Annotated in this window: 10 protein-coding genes; 1 reads left to right on the top strand and 9 read right to left on the bottom strand. The window is 59.5% G+C overall.

The window, feature by feature from the left end; all coding sequences use genetic code 11:
- Window positions 1-86 precede the first annotated feature (86 nt).
- The 9 genes from aceA to CKW19_RS20275 all read right to left on the bottom strand — a co-directional run bounded on the left by aceA (window position 87) and on the right by CKW19_RS20275 (window position 10,777).
- The gene (gene aceA / locus CKW19_RS20315; protein WP_034146910.1) at window positions 87-1,412 is read right to left on the bottom strand and encodes an isocitrate lyase; all 1,326 of its coding nucleotides are present in this window, start codon (window positions 1,410-1,412) and stop codon (window positions 87-89) included.
- 475 nt (window positions 1,413-1,887) lie between these two features.
- Window positions 1,888-2,649: a secretin N-terminal domain-containing protein gene (locus tag CKW19_RS20310; protein ID WP_095059542.1), complete on the bottom strand. Its 762-nt coding sequence runs from the start codon at window positions 2,647-2,649 to the stop codon at window positions 1,888-1,890.
- A 277-nt stretch (window positions 2,650-2,926) separates the two neighbouring features.
- Window positions 2,927-3,352 carry a GNAT family N-acetyltransferase gene (locus tag CKW19_RS20305; protein ID WP_095059541.1) on the bottom strand — a complete coding sequence of 142 codons (426 nt, stop codon included), beginning with the start codon at window positions 3,350-3,352 and terminating at the stop codon, window positions 2,927-2,929.
- Window positions 3,345-4,514: a cupin domain-containing protein gene (locus tag CKW19_RS20300; protein WP_095059540.1), complete on the bottom strand. Its 1,170-nt coding sequence runs from the start codon at window positions 4,512-4,514 to the stop codon at window positions 3,345-3,347. The genes CKW19_RS20305 and CKW19_RS20300 overlap by 8 nt, the downstream gene beginning before the upstream one ends.
- Window positions 4,515-4,600: 86 nt before the next feature.
- Window positions 4,601-5,971 (bottom strand): adenylosuccinate lyase, encoded by a 1,371-nt coding sequence (purB, locus tag CKW19_RS20295; protein WP_095059539.1) that lies wholly within the window; start codon window positions 5,969-5,971, stop codon window positions 4,601-4,603.
- Between the two features lie 124 nt (window positions 5,972-6,095).
- Window positions 6,096-6,719: a high frequency lysogenization protein HflD gene (gene hflD, locus CKW19_RS20290; protein ID WP_095059538.1), complete on the bottom strand. Its 624-nt coding sequence runs from the start codon at window positions 6,717-6,719 to the stop codon at window positions 6,096-6,098.
- Window positions 6,716-7,849, bottom strand: coding sequence for a tRNA 2-thiouridine(34) synthase MnmA (gene mnmA, locus CKW19_RS20285; protein WP_095059537.1), 1,134 nt, complete (start codon window positions 7,847-7,849; stop codon window positions 6,716-6,718). Before mnmA ends, hflD begins: the two co-directional genes overlap by 4 nt.
- A 59-nt stretch (window positions 7,850-7,908) precedes the next feature.
- The gene (locus CKW19_RS20280; protein ID WP_095059536.1) at window positions 7,909-8,355 is read right to left on the bottom strand and encodes an NUDIX hydrolase; all 447 of its coding nucleotides are present in this window, start codon (window positions 8,353-8,355) and stop codon (window positions 7,909-7,911) included.
- A 196-nt stretch (window positions 8,356-8,551) separates the two neighbouring features.
- Window positions 8,552-10,777: an NADP-dependent isocitrate dehydrogenase gene (locus CKW19_RS20275; protein WP_095059535.1), complete on the bottom strand. Its 2,226-nt coding sequence runs from the start codon at window positions 10,775-10,777 to the stop codon at window positions 8,552-8,554.
- 494 nt (window positions 10,778-11,271) lie between these two features.
- Here CKW19_RS20275 and icd point away from each other — a divergent pair, with 494 nt between their 5' ends.
- Window positions 11,272-12,528, top strand: a complete 1,257-nt coding sequence (gene icd / locus CKW19_RS20270) for an NADP-dependent isocitrate dehydrogenase (RefSeq protein ID WP_095059534.1) — start codon at window positions 11,272-11,274, stop codon at window positions 12,526-12,528.
- Window positions 12,529-12,587 lie beyond the last annotated feature (59 nt).

Here is a 12,587-nt window from a genome sequence, read left to right as displayed (position 1 = left end):
AACGCCCCGAACCAGTCGAGGCGTCAGATTTTCAGCGTTGCGGTTTCTAATCGGTCCGCAGCGGCCGTTTACTCAAGCGAAGCAGATCAGTGGAACTGTTCTTCTTCAGTCGAACCGGTCAGTGCGGTTACCGAAGACGAGCCACCCTGGATCACGGTGGTCATGTCGTCGAAGTAGCCGGTGCCCACTTCCTGCTGGTGAGCCACGAAGGTGTAGCCCTTCGAAGCGTCAGCGAATTCCTGCTCTTGCAGCTTCACGTAGGCAGTCATGTCGTTGCGGGCGTAGTCGTGCGCCAGGTTGAACATGCTGTGCCACATGTTGTGAATGCCGGCCAGGGTGATGAACTGGTGCTTGTAGCCCATGGCGGACAGTTCGCGCTGGAACTTGGCGATGGTCGCGTCGTCCAGGTTTTTCTTCCAATTGAAGGAAGGCGAGCAGTTGTACGACAGCAGTTGGTCCGGGTATTCCTTTTTGATCGCTTCAGCGAAGCGACGAGCCTCGTCCAGGTCTGGCTTGGCAGTTTCGCACCAGATCAGGTCGGCGTACGGAGCGTAAGCCAGGCCACGGGCGATTGCCTGGTCCAGGCCGGCGCGTACTTTGTAGAAGCCTTCCTGGGTGCGTTCGCCAGTCACGAATGGCTGGTCGTACGGGTCGCAGTCCGACGTCAACAGGTCGGCGGCGTTAGCGTCGGTACGAGCCAGGATGATGGTCGGAGTACCGGCAACGTCAGCAGCCAGACGGGCAGCGGTCAGCTTCTGTACAGCTTCCTGGGTAGGAACCAGTACCTTGCCGCCCATGTGGCCGCATTTTTTCACGGAAGCCAGTTGGTCTTCGAAGTGAACGCCGGCGGCGCCAGCTTCGATCATGCTCTTCATCAGCTCGTAAGCGTTCAGTACGCCGCCGAAACCGGCTTCAGCGTCAGCAACGATTGGAGCGAAGTAGTCGATGTAGCCGTCGTCGCCCGGGTTCTTGCCGGCTTTCCACTGGATCTGGTCGGCACGACGGAACGAGTTGTTGATGCGCTTGACCACGGTTGGAACCGAGTCCACCGGGTACAGCGACTGGTCCGGGTACATCGATTCGGCGGAGTTGTTGTCCGCAGCAACTTGCCAGCCCGACAGGTAGATCGCCTGGATACCAGCTTTGACTTGTTGTACAGCCTGGCCGCCGGTCAGGGCGCCCATGCAGTTGACGAAATCTTTCTCTGGACGGAAGGCTGGCTTGGCACCCTGGGTGACCAGGTTCCACAGCTTCTCGGCGCCCATTTTTGCAAAGGTGTGCTCAGGTTGAACCGAGCCACGCAGACGGACGACGTCAGCAGCGGAGTAAGTGCGTGTCACGCCTTTCCAGCGCGGGTTTTCAGCCCAGTCTTTTTCGAGGGCTGCAATTTGCTGTTCGCGTGTCAGTGCCATGGAGATAAACCTCGTCGCGTCTTTTATGAAAAGTTGTACTGCGGTGGAAAATTCCTGCGCTCGCTGACCAGAAGCTTAGTGGGTCAGGTCGGGTCCGGCGGGGAGGGCGACGGGATGAACGATGGGCTCGAGGGGAAGTGAGCAGGTAAAGGCGAACTGCGGGCGCATTCGGGCGTCGTGGGCCTTGGTACGAACATCAGTGTGGTGCCGGGTTACCTATTACGCTTCCGTCCCTCGGGACAACTTCGTTCCAGTCGACAACCTCGTCAAACACACCTTGTGGGCGGTACAGACACGAAGCGGTTCGCGGGGGGTAGATGCGAACATCGCCTCGAAGGCCCTTGCCAGGGCCTCTGATTAGCGGGAGCGAGGCCATCATGCCTTTGCTTTTTTGGCTCGTCAAACGTTTTGTAGTGCTTTTTTTCAGGCACTACATCTTTGGTCTAATACGACTCCTCAGTCAGTTTTTGGTGCTTTAGTCCAGGGTGTCGACTTTCACCCGCAGTGTCATGTCGTCGCGGCTTTGGGTCGAGTAGCTGCGGGCTGTGCCTTGTTTGTCGGCCTGTGTCTGGCCATTCACCCCGGCCAGCAGGATCCACTCGCCAAGGCGACCGGTGACGGTTGTGTCGGTACTTTGCACGTTCACTACATCGGGACGTTCCTGGCTCATGCGGTCACGGTTGGTGCTGATCGACAGGTGAACGATGTCGCCGGTGACGTTGGCGGTGACGTAGAAGCCTTGAGTGACGTTGCGGTATTCAGTCTGGCTGCGCAGATCGCCGTAGGAGTCGGACTGCGAGCTGGTCAGCGGCACGCTCTGGCCGACCTGGATCAGTGCGGGGGTGCCTTCACTGGCCTGCACTTGCTGAGTGCCGCCGTCACGACTATCGGTGCTGTAACTGATGATGCGGGTCTGGTTTGGCTTGGCGCCGTTCACCGAGTAACCCTGATCACCCTGAGCGTTGCTGTCGCTGGTGTCGACCGTGATCAGCAGGCGTTTGGGTGCGGTGTCGAGTTGCGAGATCAGGGTTTTAAGTTCGTCGATCTTGCGTTGATCAGCGTTGACAATGAGTTGATTGCCGTAGGCGCTGACCTGCCCGTCCTTGCCGATGAAATCCTGCGCCACCGGCAGCAGGTCGGCGCTGGTGCGGTTGTTCAGGGGCACGATTTCAGTGGCTGCCATGACCGAAAAACTGCAGGTCACCAACAGGGTGGTGAGCAGGGTGCGTAGGGACATATCCGTTATCTCCGACTTTGTGGTGTGTGTAGGAGCGAGCTTGCTCGCGATGGGCGTGAACGATATCGCGCGTTGTCTGGAAAGAATGCGGCGCCCTCAAGTTCATCGCGAGCAAGCTCACTCCTACAGGTGTTGATAGTGCCAGTTTGTCGGCCGTGGGTGGGTTTAGTTGAATGGTAGACAGCAAAACGCCCCGGCATCCGGAGATGGCGGGGCGTTTTGTGGTGTTTGCATGCAGCTTTTGTGGCGAGGGAGCAAGCTCCCTCGCCACAAGGTCTTAAGCAGAATGGCGAACCATGTCTACGTGCGGAATCCCTGCTTCCAGGAACTCTTCACTGACCATGTGAAAACCCAGGCGCTCATAGAACGCCGTGGCTTGAACCTGAGCGCTCAGCATCTGCTGCTTCAGTCCGCGCTCTTCGGCTTCACTGATTACCGCGTGCATCAGTGCATCGCCAACCTTCAAGCCGCGCCAGTCCTTGAGCACCGATACCCGGCCGATGTGACCGTCGGGCAGCAGGCGGGCGGTGCCAATCGGAAAGTCGCCTTCGTAGGCGAGGAAATGCACTGCATCAATGTCGTCAGCGTCCCATTCCAGTTCTGGTGGTACGGACTGCTCGGCGACGAACACCGTCTCACGAATGCGCCGGATCTCGGCGTTGTCCTTTTGCCAGTCTGCGACACGTACGTGAATCTTATTCATCGGCAAACCCCAGGCTTCCTTGCTTGACCAGTTCGCACAACAGGCCGCGGCCGTCTTCGTCGCTCAGCCAATCGCCAAGGTTGTCGGTGTGCAGTGCGTCGGCGGCGCAGATCATCTTCAGCAGCTCGCGCAGTTTGCCCGGCAGATAACGGCTCTGGCCGCTGGCGAACAGCAGCAGGTCGTCATCAACTTCCGACCAGGCCAGGCGTGCGCTCGGGTTGCGGATCAGCACCGCACCTTCTTCCAGTGCACTGAGGACGTCTTCTTCTGCGACGTCTTCCGGACCGGCCACCAGCTCCGGATAGCGCGGCTCGGTCATGAACTGGCCGAACCAGGTCAGCAGCAGGCGTTCGTCGCTCATGTGTTCGGCCAGCAGGCTTTTCAGGCGATCGAGGGCGTCATGCTGGATCTGGTGCGGATCGGCTACAGGCTGGGCGTCGGCGTCGGTGTAACGCTCTTCGTCCGGCAGGAACTGGCTGAGGAAGTCGGTGAAGTGGGTCAGTACTTCAGCGGCGCTCGGTGCACGGAAGCCGACGGAGTAGGTCAGGCAGTCGTCGACGGCTACGCCGCAGTGAGCCAAGCGTGGCGGCAGATACAGCATGTCGCCCGGTTCCAGTACCCACTCATCGGTGGCTTCGAATTCGGCGAGGATGCGCAAGTCCGCGTGTTGCAGCAGCGGGCTTTCGGAGTCGCACATCTGGCCGATCTTCCAGTTGCGCTTGCCGTGGCCTTGCAGCAGGAATACGTCGTAGTTGTCGAAGTGTGGACCGACACTGCCACCCGGGGCGGCGAAGCTGATCATCACGTCGTCGATGCGCCAGCTCGGCAGGAAGCGGAAATTTTCCAGCAGTTCACTGACTTCCGGCACGAACTGGTCAACGGCTTGAACCAGCAAGGTCCAGTCACGTTCCGGCAGCTTGCTGAATTCATCTTCGGCGAACGGGCCGCGACGCAGTTCCCATGGGCGCTCGCCATTCTCGATGATCAGGCGCGATTCGACTTCTTCTTCCAGCGCCAGGCCGGCCAATTCGTCGGCGTCGATCGGGCTTTCGAAATCAGGAATGGCCTGGCGGATCAGCAGCGGTTTTTTCTGCCAGTAGTCGCGCAGGAACTCGCGTGCCGTGATGCCGCCCAGAAGTTGCAGAGGAATGTCAGGATTCATGTGTAACCTATTGAAAAAAAGCACTTTCCATACGGGAATAAAAACGCCCGGCGCGGCCGGGCGTCTTAAAGGGGTCTAGCGGTCGATCAGATGCGTTTGGCTTGCTCTACAGCGTTACCGATGTAGTTGGCCGGGGTGAGCAATTTCAGCTCAGCCTTGGCGGCGGCCGGCATATCCAGGCCGTCGATGAAAGTTTGCAACGCTTCAGGGCTGATGCCCTTGCCGCGGGTCAGTTCTTTCAGCTTTTCATACGGGTTTTCGATGTTGTAGCGACGCATCACGGTCTGGATCGGCTCGGCCAATACTTCCCAGCAAGCGTCCAGGTCAGCGGCAATCTTCTGCGCGTTGAGCTCCAGCTTGCTGATGCCTTTGAGGCTGGCTTCGTACGCGATCACGCTGTGGGCGAAGCCGACACCGAGGTTGCGCAGGACGGTGGAGTCGGTCAGGTCGCGCTGCCAGCGGGAGATCGGCAGCTTGCTTGCCAGGTGCTGGAACAGTGCGTTGGCGATACCCAGGTTGCCTTCGGAGTTTTCGAAGTCGATCGGGTTGACCTTGTGCGGCATGGTCGACGAGCCGATTTCGCCAGCGATGGTGCGCTGTTTGAAATAACCCAGGGAGATGTAGCCCCAGATGTCACGGTCGAAGTCGATCAGGATGGTGTTGAAGCGTGCGATCGCGTCGAACAGCTCGGCAATATAGTCGTGCGGTTCGATCTGCGTGGTGTACGGGTTGAAGCCCAGGCCCAGCTCGTCTTCGATGAAGGCGCGGGCGTTTTCTTCCCAGTCGATCTCGGGGTAGGCCGACAGGTGGGCGTTGTAGTTGCCGACAGCGCCGTTGATCTTGCCCAGCAGCGGAACGGCAGCGACTTGAGCGATTTGACGCTCCAGACGGTAAACCACGTTCGCCAGTTCTTTGCCCAGGGTGGTCGGCGAGGCCGGTTGACCGTGGGTGCGCGACAGCATTGGCACGTCGGCGAAGCGGATGGCCAGTTCGCGGATGGCGTTGGCGGTCTGGCGCATCAGCGGCAGCATGACGTCATCACGGCCTTCGCGCAGCATCAGGGCGTGGGACAGGTTGTTGATGTCCTCGCTGGTGCAGGCAAAGTGGATGAACTCGCTGACCTTGGCCAGTTCCGGCAGCTTGGCCGCTTGCTCTTTGAGCAGGTACTCGATGGCTTTGACGTCGTGGTTGGTGGTGCGCTCGATCTCCTTGACACGCTCGGCGTGCTCCAGAGAGAAGTTTTCCGCCAGGGTGTTCAGCACAGCGTTGGCTTCGGCGGAGAACGCCGGCACTTCGCTGATGGCAGGGTGAGCGGCCAGGCGCTGGAGCCAGCGCACTTCAACCAGAACGCGGGCACGGATCAGGCCGTACTCGCTGAAAATTGGGCGCAGGGCCTGGGTTTTGCCGGCGTAGCGGCCGTCAACAGGGGAAACCGCAGTGAGCGAAGAGAGCTGCATGGGGTGTTCTCGGACAGTCGGGCAACGAAATGGGGCGCGTATCATACATGAAAAAATCCGCCGGTCCGTCGCCAACTGACCGGCGTATTACGCGTATTGCTAAGTTCGGTTCCGTCGATGCGGGTTATTCGTTACGCATCAAGGGGTAAAGCTCTTTCAGCAGTTTGCGGCGGCTGATCACCAGCTGCCACCGATGCCCGCCCAATTGCCGCCACAGGCGTGCCGAACGAATGCCGGCGAGCAGCAGGGCGCGAATTTTCGAGGCGTTGCTCGGTTGTTGCAGATTGCGCATGTCGCCGTGCACCTGGATGCGTTGGCGCAGGGTGCTCAGGGTGTCCTGGTACAGCGCGCCGCACGCGGCGATCACGTTTTCGTGGGCCGGGCCGAAGTGTTCGACCTGTGACTGGATCTGCGGCAGGCGTTTGCCGATCACGTCCAGCATGTCGCCGCGCTTGGCCAACTGACGCTCAAGGCCCAGCATGGCCAGCGCATAGCGCAGCGGCTCGCGCTGGAGGGTGCTCGGGTCGCGTTCGAGGGCGCCGATCAATGCGCGATAGCCTTCGCGCAGATTGAGGTCGTCGCCGCCGTAGACTTCCAGTGTGTCCTTGGGATCGCGGATCAACAGGCTGCCGAGCATGCAGGTCAGGCCGGCTTCACTGGTCTGGCCGGTCTTGGCGATCTTGTCGACCAGCACGGCGGCGAGGAATACGCCGCCCAGCGCCGTCAGTTGCTCCTGAATCGGATTCATAGGGCCTGGCCCTTGCTCGTCCACGGCTCAGCGACTTCGATCACGCCGCCGCCGAGGCAGATTTCACCGTCGTAGAACACCACGGACTGGCCTGGGGTAACCGCGCGTTGCGGATCATCGAAGGTCGCGCGATAACCGGTGGCGGTCTTTTCCAGGATGCACGGCTGGTCGCTCTGGCGATAACGAACCTTGGCGGTCAGTTTGCGCGGCTGGCTCAGGTCGACCGGGTTGACCCAATAGATGTCCGAAGCGAGCAGGGCGCGGGAGAACAACCAGGGATGGTCATTGCCCTGGCCGACGATCAGCTCGTTGTGCTCCAGGTCCTTGATCAGCACGTACCACGGCTCGTCACTGGCGTCTTTCAAGCCGCCAATGCCCAGGCCCTGACGCTGGCCGATGGTGTGGTACATCAAGCCGTGGTGGCGGCCGATGATCTCGCCTTCGGTGGTCTTGATTTCGCCCGGTTGCGCCGGGAGGTACTGCTTGAGGAAGTCGCTGAAGCGGCGCTCGCCGATAAAGCAGATTCCGGTGGAGTCCTTTTTCTTGGCGGTCGCCAGTTCGTATTTCTCGGCAATCGCGCGTACTTGCGGTTTTTCCAGCTCACCGACCGGGAACAGGGTCTTGGCGATCTGTTCACCGCCGACGGCGTGCAGGAAGTAGCTCTGATCCTTGTTCGGGTCCAGGCCTTTGAGCAGTTCGGTGCGGCCGTCGATGTCGCGGCGACGCACGTAGTGGCCGGTGGCGATCAGGTCGGCGCCGAGCACCATGGCGTAGTCGAGGAACGCCTTGAACTTGATCTCGCGGTTGCACAGGATGTCCGGGTTCGGCGTGCGACCGGCCTTGTATTCGGCCAGGAAATGCTCGAACACGTTGTCCCAGTACTCTGCCGCGAAGTTGGCGGTGTGCAGCTTGATGCCAATCTTGTCGCACACGGCTTGTGCATCCGCCAGGTCATCCATGGCGGTGCAGTATTCCGTTCCATCGTCTTCTTCCCAGTTCTTCATGAACAGGCCTTCCACCTCATAACCCTGCTCGATCAGCAGGAGGGCAGAAACGGAGGAGTCCACGCCGCCGGACATGCCGACAATGACGCGCTTCTTTTGTGTGTCAGAAGGGGCTGGATCACGCATAGGAATTTAATGAGTGTCTTGAAAAAGGACGCGATTCTATCAGGCTGGAGCCTGCATGGCTAAAGAGAAGGACGGATCAATTCGAGGCCGAAGTGAATGCCTGCCAGATAGTCGTCGATGCAGTGGATGATCAGCTCGCTGCGCCAGTTGTCGCGCTGCTCGATTAATTCTTCGCGGGTCAACCACTTGGCGCCGACGATGCCGTCGTCCAGTTGATAATCCGGGTGGTGTTTGAGCGGTTTGGCGATAAAGCAGACCCGCTGGTAGGTCACGCCGTTGCTCGGGGCGGTGTAGAGGTAAATGCCCAGAACGCCGGTCGCTTCGACGTCCCAGCCGGTTTCTTCGAGGGTTTCGCGCACGGCGGCCTCGGTGAGGGTTTCGTTCGGGTCCAGGTGACCGGCGGGCTGATTGAGCACCACGCGCCCGTGCTTGAGCTCCTCGACCATCAGGAAGCGGCCGTTGTCTTCGACGATCGTGGCGACGGTGATGTGGGGTTTCCAGTCCATGAGATGTCCTCAATTCTGATGTTGAAATACAAACCTGTAGGAGCCGGCTTGCTGGCGATAGCGGCGTATCAGTCAACGAAGATATGAATGATAAACCGCTATCGGCAGCAAGCCGGCTCCTACAAGGGGGGTAGCGTAGATCCCCACAAACAGAAACCCCGGCACTGGGCCGGGGCTTCTTTACAGCTTTACAACCTTACACCAGCGCAGCAACCGCCGCGTTGAAGGTTGCGCTTGGGCGCATGGCCTTGCTGATCAGCTCGGCGTCGGCGTGGTAGTAACCGCCGATGTCGACTGGCTTGCCCTGAACGGCGTTGAGTTCGGCAACGATGGTCGCCTCGTTCTCGGTCAGGGTTTTGGCCAGGGTCGCGAACTGCGCTTGCAGTGCAGCATCTTCGGTCTGGGCAGCCAGGGCTTGAGCCCAGTACAGCGCCAGGTAGAAGTGGCTGCCGCGGTTGTCGATGTTGCCGACTTTACGCGATGGCGACTTGTTGTTGTCCAGGAACTGGCCGGTGGCCTGATCCAGGGTCTTGGCCAGAACCAGCGCCTTGGGGTTGTTGTAGTTCACGCCCAGGTGCTCAAGGGAAGCGGCCAGGGCCAGGAACTCACCCAGGGAATCCCAGCGCAGGAAGTTTTCTTCCAGCAGCTGCTGCACGTGCTTCGGTGCCGAACCGCCAGCGCCGGTTTCGAACAGGCCACCGCCGTTCATCAGCGGCACGATCGACAGCATCTTGGCGCTGGTGCCCAGTTCCATGATCGGGAACAGGTCGGTCAGGTAGTCGCGCAGAACGTTGCCGGTCACCGAGATGGTGTCCTTGCCGTCGCGGGTGCGTTGCAGGGTGAATTTCATTGCATCGACCGGCGCCATGATCTGGATGTCCAGACCGGCAGTGTCGTGATCCTTCAGGTAAGCCTGAACTTTCTCGATCACTACGCCGTCGTGGGCGCGCATCGGGTCCAGCCAGAAAATCGCTGGAGTAGCGCTTGCGCGAGCACGGTTGACGGCCAGTTTGACCCAGTCCTGGATCGGCGCGTCTTTGGTCTGGCACATGCGGAAGATGTCGCCGGCTTCAACCGACTGTTCCATCAGCAGGTCGCCCTTGCTGTCGGTGACGCGAACAACGCCGTCAGCCTTGATCTGGAAAGTCTTGTCGTGGGAACCGTACTCTTCGGCTTTCTTCGCCATCAGGCCGACGTTCGGCACGCTGCCCATGGTGGTCGGATCGAACGCACCGTTGGCTTTGCAATCTTCGATCACGGCCTGGTAGATGGTGGCGTAGCAGCGATCCGGGATCACGGCCTTGGTGTCGTGCAGCTGGCCGTCGGTACCCCACATCTTGCCGGAGTCACGGATCATGGCTGGCATCGAGGCGTCGACGATGACGTCGCTCGGCACGTGCAGGTTGGTGATGCCTTTGTCGGAGTTGACCATCGCCAGCGATGGGCGAACAGCGTAGACCGCTTGAATGTCAGCTTCGATCTGCGCTTGCTGCTCGGCCGGAAGGGCCTTGATGCGAGCGTACAGGTCGCCGATGCCGTTGTTCAGGTTGAAGCCGATCTGTGCCAGCACGTCAGCGTGCTTGGTCAGTGCGTCTTTATAGAACTCGGCAACGATCTGGCCGAACATGATCGGGTCGGAGACCTTCATCATGGTGGCTTTCAGGTGAACCGACAGCAGCACGCCTTGGGCCTTGGCGTCTTCGATTTCGGCTGCGATGAAGCTGCGCAGGGCGTTTTTGCTCAGTACCGCGCAATCGAGGATCTCACCGGCTTGTACGGTGGTTTTTGCTTTCAGGACGGTGGTGGTGCCGTCTTGAGCGATCAGCTCGATTTTCACAGCGTCAGCGGCTTCGATCAGGGCAGCTTTTTCGCTGCCGTAGAAATCACCGGTGCTCATGTGCGCGATGTGGGACTTGGAGTCATTGGCCCAGGCGCCCATTTTGTGCGGGTGCTTGCGAGCGTAATTCTTCACCGACAGCGGGGCGCGGCGGTCGGAGTTGCCTTCGCGCAGAACCGGGTTCACGGCGCTGCCCTTGATTTTGTCGTAGCGGGCCTTGGCTTCTTTGTCGGCCTCGCTGGTGACGGTCTCAGGGTAGTCCGGCAGTGCGAAGCCCTGGGCTTGCAGCTCTTTGATCGCGGCTTGCAGTTGCGGAACCGAGGCGCTGATGTTCGGCAATTTGATGATGTTGGCTTCAGGCGTAACGGCCAGGGCGCCGAGTTCGGCGAGGTGGTCGGCTACGGCTTTGTCACCCAGTTGCTCGGGGAAGCTGGCCAGGATGCGCCCTGCAAGAGAGATATCGCGGGTTTCAACGGCGATATCAGCCGAGGCGGTGAACGCCTCTACGATAGGCAACAGTGAATAGGTGGCGAGGGCAGGAGCTTCGTCGGTGAAGGTATAGATGATCTTCGAGCGGGTGGGCATATTCGGATTAACTCTCTCTTCTTTGCTAAAGCGTGCGCAGAAACTCGAGGTGCGCCGGGTAAGCGCGTTCGTTCAAAGTCATCCATGAGCCGAATATCGAGGTTTCGTTGCTGTGATGTTGGGTGCATCAGTAGGGCGTCAAGTAGCCGGACTGCGATAACAGACCGGCTCGTCGGGCCGAAACACTCGTCGTAGAGCTGTTCAGTCCGGCGTGACCCTTTAGTCAGCGGCGGCATTATACATAGGTTGCTGGCAATCTGCCGATGGTTCACACGCGACAAATGTCGTCCATTGGTCTAAAGGTCGCAGGGGCGAGTCAGGCGTAGGGTGATTTGTCGTGCTTGGTTTTGGCGCTTTTCCCTTTGCTTTCAGGCTTGTAGCGCGCGAGTTATGCGGCTTTGGTGCAGATGGGCCGAACATAGGGTTTGCGCGCCGATTTAACTGGGTTACGCTCGAACCAGGCCAGATGTTCAATCCAATCAATGGAGTTCAGCATGGGTTACAAGAAGATTCAGGTTCCAGCCGTCGGCGACAAAATCACCGTCAATGCAGACCATTCTCTCAATGTTCCTAATAACCCGATCATTCCCTTCATCGAAGGCGACGGCATTGGTGTCGACATCAGTCCGGTCATGATCAAGGTTGTCGATGCTGCTGTGAAAAAGGCTTACGGCGGCGAGCGCAAGATTTCCTGGATGGAAGTGTACGCCGGGGAAAAAGCGACCCAGGTTTATGATCAGGACACCTGGCTGCCTCAGGAAACCCTGGATGCGGTCAAGGATTACGTAGTTTCCATCAAGGGCCCTCTGACCACGCCGGTTGGTGGTGGTATCCGTTCCCTCAACGTGGCCCTGCGCCAGCAACTCGACCTGTACGTCTGCCTGCGCCCGGTGCGCTGGTTTGAAGGCGTGCCGAGCCCGGTCAAGAAGCCAGGCGATGTCGACATGACGATCTTCCGTGAGAACTCCGAGGACATCTACGCCGGTATCGAGTGGAAGGCCGGTTCGCCGGAAGCGACCAAGGTCATCAAGTTCCTCAAGGAGGAAATGGGTGTCACCAAGATCCGTTTCGACGAAAACTGCGGCATCGGCGTCAAGCCGGTCTCGCTGCAAGGCACCAAGCGTCTGGCGCGCAAGGCTCTGCAATATGTGGTCGACAACGATCGCGATTCGCTGACCATCGTGCACAAAGGCAACATCATGAAGTTCACCGAAGGTGCCTTCAAGGAATGGGCCTACGAAGTGGCGGCTGAAGAGTTCGGCGCGACCCTGCTCGACGGTGGTCCGTGGATGCAGTTCAAGAACCCGAAAACCGGCAAGAACGTCATCGTCAAGGATGCCATCGCCGATGCCATGCTCCAGCAGATCCTGCTGCGTCCGGCTGAATACGACGTCATCGCAACCCTCAACCTGAACGGCGACTACCTCTCCGACGCCCTCGCGGCAGAAGTGGGTGGTATCGGTATTGCGCCAGGTGCCAACCTGTCCGACACCGTGGCCATGTTCGAAGCCACTCACGGCACCGCGCCGAAGTACGCCGGCAAGGACCAGGTCAACCCTGGTTCACTGATCCTGTCTGCGGAAATGATGCTGCGCCACATGGGCTGGACCGAAGCGGCTGACCTGATCATCAAGGGTACCAATGGCGCAATTTCCGCCAGAACTGTGACCTATGACTTCGAACGTCTGATGGAAGGCGCCACGCTGGTGTCCTCTTCCGGCTTCGGTGATGCGCTGATCTCGCACATGTAACAAAGCAACAGTCACACAAAAACCGCCCGACTCAGTTGATTGATTCGGGCGGTTTTTTA

Source organism: Pseudomonas sp. Irchel s3f7, from assembly GCF_900187615.1.
In the GTDB taxonomy this organism is placed as follows: Bacteria; Pseudomonadota; Gammaproteobacteria; order Pseudomonadales; family Pseudomonadaceae; genus Aquipseudomonas.
Note: the sequence above shows the minus strand (reverse complement) of the source record. Positions and strands in the feature narration are given on the sequence as shown.